Origin of the sequence: Streptomyces sp. NBC_00457, assembly GCF_036014015.1 — a bacterium.
Taxonomy (GTDB): domain Bacteria; phylum Actinomycetota; class Actinomycetes; order Streptomycetales; family Streptomycetaceae; genus Streptomyces.
On the sequence record NZ_CP107905.1, the window covers coordinates 5,804,133 to 5,822,929 of the forward strand.

Annotated in this window: 10 protein-coding genes; 4 read left to right on the top strand and 6 right to left on the bottom strand. The window is 72.4% G+C overall.

From position 1 onward, the window contains the following. The first annotated feature begins 1 nt into the window (after position 1). A complete protein-coding gene (locus OG828_RS26465) occupies positions 2 to 1,045 on the top strand; it encodes a M23 family metallopeptidase (protein ID WP_328439904.1) in 1,044 nt (347 codons plus the stop codon). 330 nt (positions 1,046 to 1,375) lie between these two features. Here the strand turns inward: OG828_RS26465 and OG828_RS26470 are convergent, their stop codons facing one another. The 4 genes from OG828_RS26470 to OG828_RS26485 all read right to left on the bottom strand — a co-directional run bounded on the left by OG828_RS26470 (position 1,376) and on the right by OG828_RS26485 (position 6,763). Beyond that, positions 1,376 to 2,668, bottom strand: coding sequence for a PrsW family intramembrane metalloprotease (locus OG828_RS26470; RefSeq protein ID WP_328502512.1), 1,293 nt, complete (start codon positions 2,666 to 2,668; stop codon positions 1,376 to 1,378). A 24-nt stretch (positions 2,669 to 2,692) separates the two neighbouring features. After that, positions 2,693 to 3,463: a tRNA (guanosine(46)-N7)-methyltransferase TrmB gene (gene trmB, locus OG828_RS26475; RefSeq protein WP_328361871.1), complete on the bottom strand. Its 771-nt coding sequence runs from the start codon at positions 3,461 to 3,463 to the stop codon at positions 2,693 to 2,695. Positions 3,464 to 3,904: 441 nt separating this feature from the next. After that, positions 3,905 to 5,116: an L-2-hydroxyglutarate oxidase gene (gene lhgO / locus OG828_RS26480; protein ID WP_328504943.1), complete on the bottom strand. Its 1,212-nt coding sequence runs from the start codon at positions 5,114 to 5,116 to the stop codon at positions 3,905 to 3,907. Positions 5,117 to 5,338: 222 nt separating this feature from the next. Next, positions 5,339 to 6,763 (bottom strand): MFS transporter, encoded by a 1,425-nt coding sequence (locus OG828_RS26485; protein ID WP_210582409.1) that lies wholly within the window; start codon positions 6,761 to 6,763, stop codon positions 5,339 to 5,341. Between the two features lie 682 nt (positions 6,764 to 7,445). Here OG828_RS26485 and OG828_RS26490 point away from each other — a divergent pair. Together OG828_RS26490 and OG828_RS26495 are read left to right on the top strand one after the other, a co-directional pair. Then, the gene (locus OG828_RS26490) at positions 7,446 to 9,548 is read left to right on the top strand and encodes an asparagine synthase-related protein (protein WP_328361875.1); all 2,103 of its coding nucleotides are present in this window, start codon (positions 7,446 to 7,448) and stop codon (positions 9,546 to 9,548) included. A 629-nt stretch (positions 9,549 to 10,177) separates the two neighbouring features. Beyond that, positions 10,178 to 13,804 (top strand): BTAD domain-containing putative transcriptional regulator, encoded by a 3,627-nt coding sequence (locus OG828_RS26495; protein WP_328502513.1) that lies wholly within the window; start codon positions 10,178 to 10,180, stop codon positions 13,802 to 13,804. A gap of 3 nt (positions 13,805 to 13,807) precedes the next feature. Here the strand turns inward: OG828_RS26495 and OG828_RS26500 are convergent, their stop codons facing one another. Beyond that, complete coding sequence (locus OG828_RS26500; protein ID WP_328502514.1) at positions 13,808 to 15,745, bottom strand: sigma-70 family RNA polymerase sigma factor; 1,938 nt, start codon at positions 15,743 to 15,745, stop codon at positions 13,808 to 13,810. Between the two features lie 325 nt (positions 15,746 to 16,070). Continuing rightward, the gene (locus OG828_RS26505) at positions 16,071 to 16,826 is read right to left on the bottom strand and encodes a TetR/AcrR family transcriptional regulator (RefSeq protein WP_328361881.1); all 756 of its coding nucleotides are present in this window, start codon (positions 16,824 to 16,826) and stop codon (positions 16,071 to 16,073) included. Positions 16,827 to 17,205: 379 nt separating this feature from the next. Here OG828_RS26505 and OG828_RS26510 point away from each other — a divergent pair, with 379 nt between their 5' ends. Further along, a complete protein-coding gene (locus OG828_RS26510) occupies positions 17,206 to 18,582 on the top strand; it encodes an NAD(P)/FAD-dependent oxidoreductase (RefSeq protein ID WP_328502515.1) in 1,377 nt (458 codons plus the stop codon). Positions 18,583 to 18,797: the final 215 nt, after the last annotated feature.

An 18,797-nucleotide genomic window follows, 5' to 3' on the forward strand; every position in this document is an offset into this window, starting at 1 on the left:
CGTGGCGTCCAACCGGCCTGCCCCCGAGGCCCCCTTCGTGCCGAGTCAGCGCGAGCCCGACACCTTTGTGTACAGCGGCTTCCGCACCGACGACGAGGGCCCGCTGGAGGAGTGGAACCCCACCGAGGAGTCCATTCGTCCCATACGTGGCCGGCACCGCGTCAGCAAGCAGCGCAACGGTGCATTCGCCCGTAGCTCCACGGTTCTCGGCGTCGGCGTCATAGCCGCCGTCGGCGCGGGCGGTATGGCCAGCGCCAACACCGGCAAGCCGCCGGTGTCCATCTCCCTGCCCGACCTGCCGTCCGTGGGCTCGATCATCTCGGACGACGCCGCCGAGGACTCGGCGGACACCGCGACCGCGCTCAGCACTGTCAGCGTGGCCTCCACCGAGAGCGAGCAGTCCGCCGCCGACGCCGGTGAGACGCTGCGCTCCCGGATCCTCGCCCAGGCCGAGCGGCAGCAGGACCAGGTCGACAGCAAGGCCGCGCAGGCCGTGCAGGCCGCCGCGCAGAAGGAGGCCGCCGAAGCGGCCGCCAAGGCGGAGCAGGAGGCCAAGGCCAAGGCCGCCGCCGCGAAGAAGAAGGCGGAGGAGGAGGCCGCGGCCAAGGCGGAGGCCGAGCGGCTCGCCCAGCTGGCCAAGCAGTTCGCGCTGCCGACCTCCTCGTACACCATCACCTCGACCTTCGGTCAGGCCGGTTCCCTCTGGTCCTCCGGCTACCACACCGGCCTCGACTTCGCCGCCCCCACCGGCACGCTCATCAAGGCCATCCACAGCGGCACGATCACCGAGGCCGGCTGGGACGGCTCCTACGGCTACAAGACCGTCCTCACCCTCGACGACGGCACCGAGCTCTGGTACGCCCACCAGTCCTCGATCAGCGTCAGCGTCGGCCAGAAGGTAGCCACCGGCGACGTCATCGGCCGCGTCGGCGCCACCGGCAACGTCACCGGCGCCCACCTCCACCTCGAGGTCCACACCGGCAGCTCCGACAGCGGCGGCATCGACCCGATGGCCTGGCTGCGAAGCAAGGGGCTGAACCCCTGAGGTAGGGCTCTGCGGCGGGGGCTGTCGGACCGCCCGCCGCCGTCTGGGCTGCGGGCATTCGCATGGGCGGTCTCGGCCGCGGGCATTCGCGCGGCCTGGGGCGGTGCCCACCCGGCAGGCGGCGCTGCGTCGTCGTCCAGTCAAGCTGCGAGCATTCGTGCCGCAGGGTCGGCGCCCACCCGGCAGGCGGCGCTGCGTCGTCGTCCTGCCAAGCTGCGGGCATTCGTGCCGCCTAGGGCGGCACGGGTGGGCGCAGGCGGCGCCCCGTCAGCGCCGGGCTGCGTGACCCACCCCCGCCCAGCCCCCACGCCGGGCCACTCGCAACGCCGGCTAGGTCCGATACGGGTTGTACGCCGGATACGGATACGGCACCGCATTCCCATACGCCCCGTACACCGGCAAAGGCGGCGCAGCCACCCGCGCCGCATGCTCCAGCGCCGGCCCAGCAACCCCCCGCCGCTGCCACAGCTCACGCAGCAACTCCCGCTCCCGTACGACGAAGTCGGCCCCGGCCCGCCCCCGCCGCCCCCGATGCCGCAGAAACGCCAGCGACGTCGCGTACGCCTCGTACTGCGCCACCGCCCGCCCCGCCGACTTGCCGAAGTGACGCCGGGCGTGCTCCCGGGCCAGTCGCCGCGCCCGCATCGACCCCAGCACAAAGGGCGCGGCCGGCCCCATCCAGCCCGCGGCGACATACGCCGGCAGCTCGGCCCGTACGGTCCTCAGCTCCCGCTGCCGCGTCCAGATCACCAGCCAGGTCAGCAGCCCGAACGCGGGCACCATGAAGACGGCGTACACAGCGAAGAACCCGTACTCGCCGAAGCTCGACGAGCCGTTCCACATCGCGTGCATGCCCATCGCCAGCAGCAGCCCGGACAACGGCACGAGCACGCGCCGGACATGCTGCCGGTCCGCCGAGAGCGCGGCGACACCGAAGCCGATGCCGGTGAGGACGGTGAAGAGCGGGTGGGCGAACGGCGACATGATGATGCGCACGAAGAAGGTCGCCGCGGTCACGGAGGCGATGCCGCGGTCGCCGGTGAGCTGGTCGGTCCCGAAGGCCGTACCGAGGTAGAGGATGTTCTCGGTGAACGCGAAGCCGGTCGCGGTGACCCCCGCTATCACCACCCCGTCGACGATCCCGGTGAAGTCGCGTCGCCGGAAGAGGAAGACGAGCAGTACGGCCGCCGCCTTGGCGGACTCCTCCACGATCGGCGCTATCACCGTCGCCCCGAGGGTGTCCGCGCTGGACGGATCCGCGGTCGCCGTCGCTATCCATCTGGTCGCGAAGCTGTTGGCGACGATCGCTATCAGCGCCGCCGCGCAGGCGCCCCAGGAGAAGGCGAAGAGGAGGTTGCGCCAGGGGCCGGGTTCGACCCGGTCCAGCCAGCGGAAGGCGGCTATCAGCAGTGGCACGGGGAACACCGAGAGGCCGAGCCCGACCAGGAATCCCTCCGTGCCGGTCTGTTCGCGGACCAGGGCGAGGATGACGAGCCCGGACAGCGCGAGGAGCGTGATCAGGGCGCCGTACCGCACCCATCGCTTCTGCCACCAGTGCGCGTGCCGCCGTGCGCCACCGGCGGGATCACCGGCGTATGGGGGGAACGGGGGACTGGTGGCCACGGCTTTGACCCTAACGAGGGAAGGTTACTGGGGACCTTCGTGCAGTACGCGACGGAAGAGCAGGTCGTTCACGACATGTCCCTTGTCCAGCCCCTGGCCCTCGAAACGGGTGAGCGGCCGGAAGTCGGGACGCGGCGCGAAACCGCCGTCGGGCTGCGTGTTCTCGAAGTCCGGGTGCGCGCTCAGCACCTCGAGCATCTGTTCGGCGTACGGCTCCCAGTCCGTCGCGCAGTGCACGGTCGCCCCCGGCTTCAGCCGGGTCGCGGCGAGGCTGAGGAACTCCGGCTGGATCAGCCGGCGCTTGTGGTGCCGCTTCTTCGGCCAGGGGTCGGGGAAGAAGACGCGCAGCCCGTCGAGGGAGTCGGGGGCGAGCATCTCGCGGAGCAGGATGATCGCGTCGCCGTTGCCCACGCGGATGTTGGACAGGCCGTGGTGGTCGGCCAGGTTGAGCAGATTGCCCTGGCCGGGGGTGTGCACGTCGACGGCGAGGATGTTGGTACCGGGGTCCGCCGCCGCCATCTGGGCGGTCGCCTCCCCCATCCCGAACCCGATCTCCAGCACGACCGGGTTCGCGTTCCCGAACAGCTCGGTCAGGTCGACGACCCGCTGCCCGTCGATATCCAGCCCCCACTGGGGCCACAGCCGCTGCAACGCATCCGCCTGCCCCGCCGTCACCCTGCTCCGCCGCGGCTGAAAACTCCGAATCCGCCGCTCAAAATGCGACCCCGCGGGATCAGCCTTCGGCCCATCAGGAAACCGCGGCTCCCCCTTGGCCCGGCGGTGACGAATGGACATGCCGACTGAGTGATCGGCTTCGGGGGCATGGTGAGTCTCAGACACAGTGGAGTCGATTTTACTGGCCTGCCTTACGGGCCTGCGCCTCGGCTACGGGCAGCAGTGCCACCTGACGCCGTCCCGCCAAGCTGCGGGCATTCGTGCGACAGGGCAGCGCCCACCCAGCAGAGGGCCGCACCGTCCCGCCAAGCAGACGCCCGCACCGTCCCGCCCAGCTGCGGGCAGTCGTGCCGCCTGGGGCGGCACGGGTGGACGCAGGCGGCACCCCGTCAGCGTCGGGCTGCGCGACCCACCCCCCGGGCAGCAACCCCGCGCACGGCTGTACCCCGCCCAGCGCAGCCAACGCCTTCCGCCCACCCCCCCCGCAGCAACCCCGCGCACAGCTGCACCCCGCCCAGCGCAGCCAACGCCTTCCGCGCGCCCCAGCCACCCCACCCCCGGCTACACCCCGCCCAGCACAGCCAACGCCCTCCGCGCCACCTCCCGCCCGATCGGCAGCGAGGCCGTCGCCGCAGGCGAGGGCGCGTTCAGTACATGCACCGCCCGCTCCCCCTCCCGGATCATGAAGTCATCCACCAGCGTCCCGTCCCGCAACACCGCCTGCGCCCGCACCCCCGCCGCAGCCGGCACCAGATCGTCCCGCGTCACCGCCGGCACCAGCCTCCGCACGGCCCGCGCGAACGCTTCCTTCGACACCGACCGCCGCAGCTCCCCGGCCCCGTACCGCCAGTGCCGCCCAGCCATCCGCCACACCCCCGGCCAGGCCAGCACCCCACCGAGCTCCCGCACCCGCACGGTCCCCCACCCGTACCCCTCGCGGGCCAGCGCGGGCACCGCGTTCGGCCCGATGTGCACACCCCCGTCGATCCCGCGCGTGAGATGCACCCCGAGGAACGGAAACGCCGGATCCGGCACCGGATACACCAGCCCCCGCACCAGCTCCGGCCGCGCCAGCGAGAAGTACTCCCCACGGAACGGCACGATCCGCATCCCGGGCTCGTCCCCGGTCAGCCGCGCCACCTCGTCGCAGTACAGCCCGGCGCAGTTGACCAGCACCCGCCCCCGTACGACCGCCCCGTCCCGCGTCCGTACGGCCACGCCGAGCGTCGCGCGCCGGTCCACCTGCACGACCTCCGCGCCGTACCGGATCTCCGCCCCGGACGCCTCGGCCAGCAGCCGGGCGACGCCCACGAAGTCGCAGACGCCGGTCGTCCCGACGTGTATCGCGGCGACCGAGCGCACCTCCGGCTCGTACTCCGTGACCTGTGCGGGGCCCAGCTCGCGCACCGGGATGGAGTTCTCCCGGCCGCGCTGCACGAGCGCGTGCAGCCGGGGCAGCTCCTCGCGGTCGGTGGCGACGATGAGCTTGCCGGTGACGGCGTGCGCGATGCCGTACTCCGCGCAGAACTTCACCATCTCGGCGGCGCCCCGCACCGCGTACCGCGCCTTGAGCGAGCCCGGCTTGTAGTAGATCCCGCTGTGGATGACGCCGCTGTTGCGCCCCGTCTGGTGCCGGGCCGGTCCCGCCTCCTTCTCCAGCACGGTCACCCGTGTCCCCGGCGCGGCCCGCGTGATCGCATACGCCGTCGACAGCCCGACGATCCCACCACCGACCACGAGCACGTCACAGTCGTAACCACTCCCGCGCCGCACCTGCACCACCTCCCACTCCCGATAGTGCACTGCGCCACTGACAGCGCATTCAAACGCGGAGGACTGCAGCGCCGTCAGGGGCGCGGGGCTGTATCACACATGCGGCTCCGCCGCGATGGGGGTCCCCCCGCTCGAGCGGAGCCGAGAGTGGGGGAGCGACAAGCCACAGATCACCCGCAGCCCGAAATCCGCAGAAACCAGGCAGACGCGAAGGAACTGGCCCTACGCGGGAGCCATGAGCAGGGGCCGAGCCCGCTCCCGAAGCTCCACCACCCGCGGCTCGTCCCCATACGGCTCCAGCCGGTGCAGAAGATCCTTCACATACTCGGTGGTACGCGCCGAGGAGATGCGCCCCGCCACCTCCACCGCCCGCACGCCCTGCTCACACGCGGCATCGAGATTGCCCGACTCCAGCTCGGCGACCGCCGAGACAACGAGCCGCAGCCCATGCGACCGTACGAACTCCTCCGTCGGCTTCGACAGCGCCTGCTCGGTGAAGCGGCGTACCTGCCGCGGCGCCTTCAGATCGCGGTAGCACTCCGCCGCGTCCGCGGCGAAACGGTCGTACGAGTAGAAGCCGAGCCAGGACGGATCGTTGTCCCCCTCCCGGGACCGCTCCAGCCACCCCTCGGCGGCTTTCAGGGCCGCGCCGGCGGCCTGCGCGTCACCCGCGCGTGCGTGCGCGCGTGCCTCCACCAGACGGAAGAAGCTCATGGTGCGGGCCGTGGCCAGGCCGCGGTTGCGTTCCAGTGCGGCCTGCGCGAGATCGACGCCCTCGTCGCCGAAGCCGCGGTACGTCGCCTGGAGCGACATGGACGCCAACACGTACCCCCCGAGGGGTACGTCCGCTGCCGCGCGGGCGAGCCGCAGGGCCTGGATGTAGTACCGCTGCGCGGCCTCCTGCTGGCCCGTGTCGAAGGCCATCCATCCGGCGAGGCGGGTGAGTTCGGCGCTCGCCCCGAACAGCGCCCTGCCGACCTCGTCCGAGTACGAGCCGAGCAGCAGCGGCGCCGCCTCCACCCGTAAACACTCCGGCACCATCGACGAACGCCAGTCGCCGCCCCCGTACTTGGAGTCCCAGCGCCTGGCGTCCTCCGCGGCCTCCCGCAGCTTCAGCACATCGCTGTGGCCGACTTTGAGCGGTGACCCGGAGCCCTCGGACGGGCTCGCGTCGCGTGCCACCGAGCTGTCGGCCGGGGTTATCAGCCACCGTGAGGCGGGCGTTGCGTATGCGCTGACTGCGAACGACCCGGCCAGCGACTGCCAGATGCCGCCGGAGCCGGCCCGGCGCCCGGCGAGGTCGAGGCGGTACAGCTCGGTCGCCGACTTCACGGCCTGTCCAACGTCCCTGGGAAAGGCGAGGCCCACCTCTGGTGCGGGATCCGCGTCCGCCAGGCCTATCTCGTGGAGCGGCACCGGGCGGCCGAGCTTCTGGCCGATGGCGGCGGCGATGAGGTGCGGCGCCGCGCCCTGCGGCACCATGCCCTTCGACACCCAGCGCGCCACCGACGTCTTGTCGTAGCGAAGAGTCAACCCGCGTTGAGCGCCAAGATCGTTGACGCGTCGGGCGAGTCCTGCGTTGCTGATTCCCGCGAGGGCGAGAACGGTGCCGAGTTTTTCGTTCGGCCCGCGTTGCTCCCTGGACATGCGCCACCCCTCGACACAGACGGCTGCCGCGCTGGCATAACCACGCGGCATTCGTAAACCCAGCGTAGTTCGCCGCATCCCAAGCGTTAAGGGGCATTCTTCCGGATGGCGGGATTGTGGTCCGTACTGAAGTGCGGTTCAGGTACGGACTGTTGTGATGTGCTCCCGCTGTGTGGCTGTGCGCCCGCCCGTGCGCTCTTCTCCGGCCATCGGGGGAGCGGTTCCATGAACGGTGCGTGGGTCGGCCCGCTGTACTGGATCCAGCGGGCTGGGGGACACCGCCGCCTACATCCCCGCGGGCGGCGGACCGGTCCGGGAGGCGAACTCCGCCTCCCGGACTGTGCGCCCGCCCGGTGATGGGCAGGGCATGTACGGAGCGTGTGCACGCGTGTCTCCGCGTCGGCGATTTGGCCGAAAACCGACCCCTCGCTCTGTGGGCGATTACCGCTCCCACCATGGGAGTTGAGGGCGCATCCGGTGTTCTGGGGGAGCGTATCGGGGGCGCATTCGCGTCGCAGATGCCTTCTTCCGTGCGGGTGTTCGCGCGATTCCGGGTATCTCCTCAGAGGCGCGCTCCCCGAGCACAAGCGGTACCGCCGCCCTGCTGGGGCGCGTCCTTCATGGCAGCATGGTGCTCCGGTTCGTACGGTGCACTGGTTGTCCACAGCATGTGGAGGCGTCGATGCGGTGGTTGGTGGGATGGAGCAGCACCGCCGCGGGTGCCGTCGAGCCCGGCTCGGCCGGCGCGACCGGTCACGAGGGCGAGACGCTGCACCCGGTGGGCTCCCAACTCCTGTGGGGCGACCCCGATCCGTTGTGGGCGGTCGGCGACTGGCGCCCGGACGAGGTGCGGGTAGTGAAGGCCGACCCGCAGAACCGGATCGCGGTGCTCGGCACCTGCGGGGCGACGGACGAGGAGCTGCGGGTCGGGCTGTTCGCCGCGCGCGGAGGCGCACTTCGGCATCTGACGGCCTGGCCGGGCAGCTACACGGCCGTCGTCCAGGTCGGGCGGCGCATCATGGTCTGCGGCGATCTGGCGGGCGCCAGGCCGGTGTTCTACACGCCCTGGGCGGGCGGTACGGCGTATGCCACAGCCGCGCTGCCGCTGGCCGACCTCATTGAGGCCAACCTTGATTTCGGGCACTTGGCGGCGCTGTTGGCGGCCCCCGATGTGCCGGCCGCGCTGCACGACTCCACCCCTTATGACGGCGTACGGCGTATTCCGCCGGGGCATGCGCTGATCCTGCGCGCCGGGGCGCGGGAGATCGCCGGGTACGAGCAGGTCGCCTCCCTCGCCGTCGCCGCGCCCTCGGCCGACCCGGACCGCGCGGTCGACGCGGTGCGCGACGCGCTCATCGAGGCGGTACGCGCGCGTCTGTCCGCGCCCCGGCATGTGCCCGGCGCCGACATAGACCCCGGGCCGGTGCCGGGGATGGGGCCCGCCGAACGGCGTGCCGCGCGCGGGATGCCGGTTCCGGGGATCGGGGCGGACCTGTCCGGGGGGCCGGCGTCGGGGACGCTGGCGCTGCTGGCAGCGGGGCTGCCGGGGATGCCGGGCACCGTGCTCGGGCACGGGACGGGGGCGGGGGAGCGGCTGCTGGCCGTGACCTTCAACGACCTGGCGGTGGGCGGTCGGGAGGCCGAGCTGGAGCGTGCGGGGGCGCTGGCTGCGAATCCCCGGCTGCACCATGTGGTGGTGGCCGGGGGCGAGGAGACGCTGCCGTACGCCGATCTGGACGGGCCGTTGACGGATGAGCCCGGGTCTTGTCTGGTGACGGCGGCCCGGCATCGCGCGCGGCTCGCCTCCGGCAGCGCGGACCACTTCACCGGGTACGGCGCCCGGCAGGTCCTGGACGCGCATCCGGCGCGGCTGGCCGATCTGCTGATGGACCGCAAGCGGCGGTATCTGGTGCGGCCCGTCGCTGCGCTGGCGAAGGCGGACGGAGGGTCCGTGCTGGTCCCCGCGCGTGTGTACGGCGCCGCCCGGCGGCTGGCCCGTACGCCGTACCGGGCGGGGCTGGAGAACCTCGCCGAGCGGCTGCTGCGGCGGCGCTTCGACGAACCCGGAGGTGCGGTGGGGGCGTCCCTCGCCGCGCTCACCTGGGGCAGACCGGGGCCTGCCGCTCGGTGGCTGACCGGGGAGGCGCTCGCTGAAGTATCGGTTCTCCTGCAGGGGGCGACGAATCGCTCGGGCGTCGGGCCCGGGCAGCGTCCCGGCGACTACCGCGCGCGTGCCGCGCTCTCCCGTCAGGCCACGAACCTCCGGGTCCTGGAGCAGGCCGCGGAGATCCGCTTCCAGCGGCTGCACGCGCCGTTCCTCGACAACCAGGTGGTCCGCGCCTCCCGCGCCCTTCCCGAGGCTCTGCGGGTACGGCCCGGTGCGCGGGCCGCGATTCTCCGTACGGTGCTGGAGGGCGCGGGCGTCACCGATCTCCCGCCGGGCTGGGGCGCCCCCTCGCAGGCCTCCTCGGCGGCCGCCGCCCGCATGGGGCTGCGGGTCTCCGCGGACACCCTGATGTCCCTCTTCGGTACGCCCCTCCTCGCCGAGGCCGGCCTGGTCGAGGCCCGCGTCGTCCGCAAGGCCATCCGCGCGGCGGCCGAGGGCGAGCCGCTGCCCTTGGACGGCCTCGCCGACCTGGTCTCCCTGGAACTCTGGCTCCGCCGCCTGCTCGCCCGAAGAGGAACCTGCTGGACCGGAACCCCGGCCCGCACGCGCGCGGTACCGGCCGGGATCGCACCTCAGGGGCGCGCGCTGGGGGCGGGGGCGGCGGCTCGGCAGGCGTGAGTGGTGGGTGGGCCTCTCGGCGGGGTTGTGGGGTGCGTGCGGCGGGGTTCGGTGGGATGCCTCCCGGCGGGGGGTGCGGGCGGGTGGGGGTGCGCGTAGCGCCTTCGGTGTGGGGTGGGTCGGGGCCGCGGTGGGGGTGTCCGTCCTCGGAACGTCGCGGCTCGGTCTGCTGATGAGGTGCCGGTGTTGACGCGACAACCGCTGCGGGCGGACACCCCCACCGCGGCCCCTTCCCGCCGTGGGCGACTGCGGGTACGCGGTCGCGTGCGCTGCAGGACGCCGGGCCGTCAGGCGCGTGGGCGGCTGCGCGTGCGTGGTCGCTTACGCGGTACGCGGGGACCTGCGTCCGAGCCCGCCCATCTGGGGCCTGCCGTCGCGCCCAGCTGCGGACTGCGTACCTCTGCCGTAGCTGCGGGCATGCGTGCCGCCTGGGGCGGCACGGGTGGGCGCAGGCGGCACCCCGTCAGCGCCGGGCTGCGCGACCCACCCCCACCCCAGCCACCGCGCCGGGTGCGACTCATCCTGAACGTCGGCGTCGGCGTCGGCGTCAGCACCGGCTCCGGTGACGCGACAGCGCCCCGCGCCACAAAGCCCGTGCCCCGCACAGCAGTCCCGGCGACAATGGCCCGGTGCGGTACAGAATTCTGGGCGTTGCGCTGGCGGAAGACGATGACGGGAAACCCGTATCCATCGGCGGCCCCCGCCTCCGCGCCCTGCTGACCGCCCTCGCCCTACGCCCCGGCCGCATCATCACCCCCGACACCCTGATCGACGACGTATGGGCGGCCGACCCACCGCAGGACGCCCCGGCCGCCCTCCAGGCCCTCGTCGGCCGTCTCCGCCGCACCGTCGGCAAGAACGCCATCACCTCCCACCCCGGCGGCTACCGCCTCACGGCAACGCAGAACGACGTAGACCTGTACGTCTTCGAGCGGCTCGTACGACAGGGCACGGCCGCACTCGACCGTGACGATCCTCGCTCCGCCGCCGGAGATCTTGACGACGCCCTCGCCCTGTGGCGCGGCCCCGCCCTCGCCGACCTCCCGGACCGGACCGCCGCCGCCCGCCCGGAGGCCCTGCGCATGGAGGCGACCCGCGCCCACGCCGAGGCACGGCTGCGGCTCGGGCAGGCTCAGGACGCCGTACCGGAGCTGACGGAACTGACCACGGCGCACCCGTACGACGAACCGCTGCACGCCCTCCTCATCCGCGCCCTGCGCGACACGGGCCGCTCCGCGGACGCCCTCGCCGCGTACGAGACCGCACGCCGCGCCCTCGCCGACGGCCTCGGCACCGATCCCGGCCCGGAACTCCGCGCCTTGCACCAGGCGTTGCTCGATCAGCCGACGGTCCCGGCCCCGGCGCCCCGCAAGGGCAACCTGCGTCCACGCCTTACCTCTTTCGTGGGCCGGGAACCCGAACTCGACGCCATCCGTTTCGAATTACACAGAGCCCGCCTCGTCACCCTCACCGGACCGGGCGGCTCTGGAAAGACCCGTCTCGCCGAGGAAGCCGCCGCCGGGCTCCCGCAGGCATGGCTGGTCGAGCTGGCCCCGCTCGACCGGCCGGAGGCGGTGCCAGGCGCGGTGGTCAGCGCGCTCGGTCTGCGCGAGACCGTGCTCATGACCACCGAGATGGCGACCCCGCAGGACGACCCGGTCGCCCTGCTCATAGAGCACTGCGCCTCGCGCAGTCAGCTCCTGATCCTTGACAACTGCGAACATGTCATCGGCACCGCCGCCGACCTCGCCGAAACGCTGCTGACCCGCTGCCCGGGGCTCACGATCCTCGCCACCAGCCGTGAACCCCTGGGCGTACCCGGCGAGTCGGTGCGCCCGGTCGAACCTCTCGTCCCCGACCAGGCGCACCGCCTCTTCGCGGAGCGCGCCGCCGCCGTCCGTCCCGACGCGGCCGCCGTGCTCCAGGACACGGAGGCGGTGGCGGAGATCTGCCGCCGTCTCGACGGGCTGCCGCTCGCCATCGAGCTGGCCGCCGCCCGGCTGCGGCTGCTCACGCCCCGGCAGATCGCCGACCGTCTCGACGACCGCTTCCGCCTGCTCACCTCCGGAAGCCGCACCGTCCTGCCCCGCCAGCAGACCCTGCGCGCGGTCGTCGACTGGTCCTGGGAGCTGCTCGACGAGCGGGAGCGGACGGTGCTGCGTGAGGTGTCCGTGTTCGCGGGCGGCTGGGACCTCTCGGCGGCGGAGGCCGTGTGCACCGGTCCGGTCTCGGATCTCCTCGGGGCCCTCGTCGACAAGTCCCTGATCGTGGCGGCCCCTTGCGAGCGGGACGGCGGCGACGACATGCGGTATCGCCTGCTGGAGACGATCCACGAATACGCCGTCGAGCGCGCCGCCGAGGTCCCCGGGGCCCGCATGGCCGCCGAGCGCCGACACCGCGCATGGGCGCGCGCCCTCGTCGAGCAGGCCGAGCCCCTGCTCCGTTCCGCCGGTCAACTCCCTTGGATCTCCCGCCTGGAGACCGAGCTGGACAACATCCGCGCGGCCCTCCACCGCGGCCTCGTGGCGGGGGAGGAGGCAGAGGCCGGTGCCATCGCCCTAGCCCTGGGCTGGTTCTGGTTCCTGCGCAACTACCGCCGCGAGGGCGCGGAGTGGATCGAGCGCGTGCTGCGCCTGGGTGCGGCTCTGGATTCAGGCCTGGCCCTGGGCCTGGATGCGGATCTGAATGCGGTGAGCAGCGGGGACGGTCCGGTGGGTCGCTCGAGCAACGGGGGGCCGACGGGTCGATCCGACAGCCGGGCAGGTCGGGCGGACAGCGACCTGGCAGGTCGGTCCGACAGCGGCCCGGCAGGTCGGTCGGACAGCGGGCCGGCCGATCGGGTCGGCGGGGACACTGCCGATCACCGCGATCACCGCGATCACCCCGATCACCGCGATCACCGCGATCACCGCGATCACCCCGATCACCCCGATCACCCCGATCACCCGGCTCACCGCGATCACCACAACCACCCGGCTCACCCCGATCGCCCAGGCCGCGACCCGGGCCGCGTCCGCGAAGAGCGCGCCGCTGTGCGCCTCCGCGCTCCTGACCCCGTCGAGGCCTTCCTCGCCGACCCCGACGGAGAGGCCCGGCATCCGCTGCGTGCCCTGCGGATGGATCTCAGGATGATGTATCTCTTCCTGATGACCGAGGCCGAGCCGAAGCGGGCGGTGGAGGATCCGCGGTACCGGGAGTACATCGCGCGCGTGCGGGCCTACTACGAGCCGGGCGGCCCGGAGGCTGCCCGGATGCCGGGCCTGGCCTGGCCCTTGACCGCCTTCTACCTGCGGAACTCGGTGGACGCCCGGACCGGCATGGACCGGGCGGTCGCCAACTGCCGTATGTACGGCGGCGACTGGGAGCTCGCCGTGCTGCTGATGTTCCGTGCGCACATGGTCGTCGACGCACCCGGCCGGCTCGAGGGCTTCGACGACGACCTGGCGGAAGTGCGGATGCTCAGCAGACGCGTCGGTGACCGCTGGATCAGAGCCCAGGTATGCAGCGCGAGCGGAGAGGCGGCCATGGCGCGCAGCCGTTTCGAGGATGCCGAGAAGGAGTACGCCGAGGGCTTGCGGCTGGCCTACGAGGTGGGCGCCTACGCCGAGTCGCCGTTCCTCCTGGCCCGGCTCGCCGAAATCGCCTACCGCTCGGGAGATCGCGCCGCCGCCCTGGTCTCGCTGGACGAGGCGAGCGCCGCCGCCGACCGGTACGGAGTGGCGGACGCCCGGGCGTTCGTCCTGATGCTGCGGGCCCACATGGCCCTGGAGGCGCAGGATCTCGCACGCGCGCGTGAGCTGTGCGAGGCGACCCGGGTTGAGATGGAGCACGGCACTCCGCCGCCCCAGTTCACGGTGGCAATGAACTCGCTCGAGGCGCTGGTCACGGCCGCCGAGTCCGGCCCGCGGCACGGACTGCCGATCCTCGCGGACACACTGCGCCAGGCTGTGGAGTGGCGGTGCGCCGAATGGGTCACGGCAGAGCTTGCCGAAAGCGCGGCGCATCTCGTGTCCGAGCTCGGCGACCACGCCCGCGCCGTCCGCCTGCTCGCCGCCTCCGAGGAGTGGCGGGAGGGCCACCCCCGTCCCCTGCCGGGGCGCACGGTGGCCGAGCGGACCGAGGCCGTCGCCCGCACCGCCCTGGGCGCCGGCCGGTACGCGGCCGAGCGCACCAAGGGAACCGCCCTCACCCCAGGCGAGGTGCAGGACGAACTCGCCGATGCGGTGCTCAGCCACCCCGTCGGGCAGGCGCCGTAAGCCCTACGCACAGGCGAACTTCGACTCCGCCCAGTCCGCGAGCATGAGGTTGTCGACGTGGCTGTGCGGCTCTACCACCAGCCGTACGGTCTTGCGTCCCGTGAGGTCGACATGGACGGGGACCGCCTGGTCGCCGCCCTTGATCAGGCCGGACCTCCACAGCTGGACCCCGTCGGCGTGGACGGAGAAGTAGACCTTGCCGAGCCCCAGCGCCAGGTCGTCGACGCCGACCTTGGCGTCGTAGGACGTGCACTCACGGTTGAGGTCGATGGTCACGGAGGACCTGCCGTGCACGGTCACGCCGTGCGCGTACCGCTTGTCGGCGATCGAGATGCCGTACCGCTGCCACACCCAACTGCTCTCCCGGAGCCGCATCTCCGGCTCGGTGCCGTCGCCGCTGACGTCGTACGCCAGCTCGCTCCACTGGTAGTCGGCCGGAGGCGGAGGCGGTGGGGGTGTCGGCGTCGGGGTGGGTGTGGGCGTGGGCGTGGGCTTGAGTGTCGGGCTCGGGGTGGGCGCCGATGGGGAGGTCGGAGTCGGGGTCGGGGTCGGCGTAGGTGTGGGCGTGGCAGTCGGGGTTGCGGTGCGGTCGGAAGGCGGATCGAACGCGATCACCGGGGGATTCGGCACGGGTTCCCGCTTCGGGGGCGCCGGTGTCTCCGCCCCGGGCTGCAGCGCCGGCGAGGACACGGGCGGCTTGGCCACCGGCTCCTTGGCCGGCTCGTCGTCGCCGATCAGTGCCAGCGCCACCGCGGCGGCGGCCACCGCGACCACACCGGCCGCGATACCGGCCTTGACCGGGGCGCCCAGCCCTTCGGAGGCCGCCGCACCGCCACCGCCCCCTGCCCCGCCGGACGAACCGCCGCTCGCCGCCGAGGCCGCACCGGCGACTCCCGCCGCGCCCGCTCCGGTGCCTCCGGCGATGAGCGCGGCCACCTTGGCGTAGCCCGCGGCGCCGAACCAACCGATGACCGCGACCGGTACGACGCCAGGGATGCCACCGGCGACTTCCTTGATCTGGCCCGCGGCCAGCCGGCACTTGGCGCACTCCTCCAGGTGCTTGCGCAGGCCCCGTTCGGCCCGGGTGCGCAGGCCGCCGCGGGCGTAGGCGCCGAGCCGGTCGGCATGGCGGGCGCACTCCTCGTCGGTGGCGAGGGTGGCGCTGACGTGGGCCTGGAGGTAGGCCTGCTTGAGGCCCTCGCGGGCACGGCTGGCGAGCACGCGCGTGCCGTTGGCGTCCAGTCCGAAGAGGGTGGCGACCTCGCTCGGCGACTCGTCCTCGACCTCGGTGTGCCACAGCACGGCCTGCCACCGCTCCGGCAGCGACCGGAAGGCCTGCATCGCCATGGACTGCTCGGCCTCGTGCATGGCGCGCACATCGGCGCCCAGATCGAGAGTGTCGTCGGACACCTCGGAAGCCCGCGCGGCCTGCGTGGCGAACACCGCGAAATCGTCGACCAGTTGCTCCCGCTTCGCCGACTTCATCCAGTTCGCGGCGACCCGGCGGACCGAGGTGAGCAGATACGCGCGTACGGCGTGCTCGGGCCCGGAGCCGCCCCGCACCGCCTGCAGCATGCGGGCGAAGACCTCGGCGGTGAGGTCGTCCGCGGTGTGGGCGTCCCGGCAGCAGGTGCGCGCGTACCGGCGCACCGCGTCCGCATGGCGCCGGTACAGCTCCTTGTACGCCGTGTCGTCGCCCGAGCGCATCCGCTCGATCAGGTCGGCGTCGGAGGGCGGCAAGTCGATCGGCGGCGGCAGGACGGCGTCCTCGCGCCACTCGACCTCACGCCAGTCGCGCTGCGCCGGAACGCTGCCTTCCGGGGGGTCCCCGACCGGCGGCACACCCGCCCGCCCGCCCTGGCTCGGCACCTGCGGCGACGTCAGCCCACTGGGCTCCGCCTCGCCGTCACCGAGTGACTCGTCCCGCCCGTCAACGCCCATCGCGGAAAGCCCCCGCCGCCAGCCCAACCCGTCCCGAACACGGGCCAGGGTGCCATATTGGCTTTTGTTCAGGACCCGGCAGTACGACCCATCCACTCGTCCGTGGCGACTTGCCGCGAGGCAGTACTAACCATCACCCAAACGGGGAAGTGTCAACGGGCGCCTCATGGTCAGGAGTTGAACCCTCTGCCCGACATATGCGCTAGTCCCGGAGTGCACCTCGGCAGCGCCACGTCCCCCGTGGACGCCCGAGGAGGGGCAGCGCGCCAGCGCGCCACCCCCGCCCGGCATCACCTCGTCGATCAGGTCAGCAGGCCGCCCGCGTTCACACCGGACGCGACCGCAACCCCTCCAGCAGAATGTCCAGCAGCCGCGCCGAGGCCGCCGCCTGCTGCGCCGCATCCGGCAGCGAGGGCGCCGCCGTCGCGATCACCAGCAGCACGTCCGACACCGACACATCGGCCCGCAGCTCGCCCGCCGCGCGCGCCCGCTCCACGAGCTGCCCCACGACCTCGAGCAGCGCCGCCGCACCCGCGTCGTCCGCGGGGACCGCCGACGTCTCCTCCTGGACCAGCCGCAGCTCTCCGGCCCCCGGCTGGGTGCGCTGCTGCGGCACCCGGGCCTCGTCGAGGCCGGAGCCGTCGTCGGCGACACCGACGCGCAGCACCTGCGGCGGCAGCAGCCGCCCGGCACCGGACGCCACGGACGTCCGCAGGAAGCGCGAGAGCGCCGACCAGGGCTCGTCCTCCTGGCCGAGCGCGGCCCGTGCCTGGTCGGTCAGCCGGGAGGTCTCCTCCTCGGCTATCCGCCGCACCAGGACGTCCTTGCTCGGGAAGCGCCGGTACACCGTGCCGACACCGACCCGCGCGCGCCGCGCCACGTCCTCCATCGGCGCGCCGTACCCCAGCTCGCCGAAGACCTCACGGGCCGCACGCAGTACGTGTTCCAGATTGCGCTGTGCGTCCACGCGCAGCGGTGTCGACCGCCCTCCGTCCGCGCGTCCGTTGCCTGCCGCCATGCCGATCGCACCGCTGGGTGCGATGGCGGAAGCAGACGACCAATGATTGTCCTGAATGTGCATACGTGTTCCCCCGGTTAATGACGTCTCCCCCCGGAGACTCTCCCCGCCATTGGACGCGAGGCGCTGGGAACAAACCCGGATCACGGGCCCGCCCTCCGGCCGACCCGAAGGCGCATCCCCCTACACCCCGTTGACACACGAACATAGTTGAGAGGGAGTCAATTCAGAAGGGGCAGGTTCCGCACGGAGCGCCCCCCGATCGGAGTACGGGTCGCATACGTCCTGATTCCGCCCCTACCCCCTACCCATCCCACCCTCGCTGACCTGCGAAGGTCTCCTGCACTCCGGCAATTCGGCCAACTAAGGGCGTCCCCGGCGCCCGGTCACACAAATTGCCGAGCCTGTGGACAAACGGAAGCGCCGGGTGCGTCATGGGAGGGTGAAGGAACGTGCGCGCATTCTCGTTGTCGGCGGCGGCTACGTCGGGATGTACACCGCCCTGCGCCTCCAACGGAAGCTGAAACGGGAACTGAGTCAGGGCGACGCCGAGATCACCGTCGTCACCCCCGACCCGTACATGACGTACCAGCCGTTCCTCCCGGAAGCCGCGGCCGGGAACATCTCCCCCCGCCATGTCGTCGTACCGCTGCGCCGCGTCCTCGACCAGTGCCACGTCATCATCGGCGAGGCCACGGCCATCGACCACGCCAAACGCACCGCGACGCTCACCACCCTCGCCACCGAGGAGGAGGGCACGGGCCCGCAGCAGCTGTCGTACGACGAACTGGTCCTCGCACCCGGCTCGATCTCGCGCACACTCCCCATCCCCGGCCTCGCCGACCACGGCATCGGCTTCAAGACCGTCGAGGAAGCCATCGGCCTGCGCAACCACGTCATCGAGCAGATGGACATCGCCTCCTCCACCCGCGACCCCGCGATCCGCGACGCGGCCCTCACCTTCGTCTTCGTAGGGGGCGGATACGCCGGAGTCGAGGCGCTCGGCGAACTCGAGGACATGGCCCGCTACGCCGCGCGCTACTACCACAACATCAAGCCCGAGGACATGAAGTGGATCCTCGTCGAGGCCTCGGACCGCATCCTGCCCGAGGTCGGCGAGGAGATGGGCCGCTACACCGTCACCCAGCTGCGCCGCCGCAACATCCAGGTGCTCCTGCGGACCCGCCTCGACTCCTGCGAGGGCCGGATCGCCGTACTCAGCGACGGACAGCGCTTCCCGACGCGTACGGTCGTCTGGACGGCCGGCGTCAAACCCCACCCGATCCTCGCCGCCACCGACCTCCCCCTCAACGGCCGCGGACGGCTGAAAGCCACCGCCGAGCTGACGATCGAGGGCACCACGCACGCGTGGGCAGCGGGAGACGCGGCCGCGGTCCCCGACGCCACCGCCGACGAACCCGGCAAGGAGTGCGCCCCCAACGCCCAGCACGCCCTGCGCCAGGCCAAGGTTCTCGGGGACAACATCGCCCATTCACTGCGTGGCGAGCCGCTGGAGACCTACGCGCACAAATATGCAGGCTCGGTCGCCTCCCTGGGACTCCACAAAGGCGTCGCACACGTCTACGGACGCAAGCTGAAGGGCTACCCTGCCTGGTTCATGCACCGCGTCTACCACCTCAGCAGGGTCCCGACCGTCAACCGCAAGGCCCGCGTACTGGCCGAGTGGACACTGTCGGGGCTCTTCAAGCGGGAGATCGTCTCCCTCGGATCGCTCGAACATCCCCGAGCGGAGTTCGAACTCGCGGCCGGTGGAAAGTCATCAGGTAAGCCCTCGGACGACCCGAAGGGGTCGACCTGACCGAACCCGGGAACTCCACCGCCAGGCCCGGCGTCTGACGGATGTCGGCCCGGCCGGCCACCCTGCCAGACTGGTCCCCGCCCCCACGGACGAGCACCTGCTCGCCCTTCGAACCCACGAGGCCCACCCACAGTGCTGCAACCCCGGGGTGCCACCCCCCAGACCCCCGGCCGGGTCCGGAGCTGGCCGAAGACGACTACACGAGGCAAGGATTC

Bases quoted from the DNA above. Each gene is read 5' to 3' on its own strand.
- OG828_RS26505 (WP_328361881.1), bottom strand. From the start codon at position 16,826: ATGCACATTCAGGACAATCATTGGTCGTCTGCTTCCGCCATCGCACCC.
- trmB (WP_328361871.1), bottom strand. From the start codon at position 3,463: ATGTCCATTCGTCACCGCCGGGCCAAGGGGGAGCCGCGGTTTCCTGAT.
- OG828_RS26500 (WP_328502514.1), bottom strand. From the start codon at position 15,745: ATGGGCGTTGACGGGCGGGACGAGTCACTCGGTGACGGCGAGGCGGAG.
- OG828_RS26485 (WP_210582409.1), bottom strand. From the start codon at position 6,763: ATGTCCAGGGAGCAACGCGGGCCGAACGAAAAACTCGGCACCGTTCTC.
- OG828_RS26490 (WP_328361875.1), top strand. From the start codon at position 7,446: ATGCGGTGGTTGGTGGGATGGAGCAGCACCGCCGCGGGTGCCGTCGAG.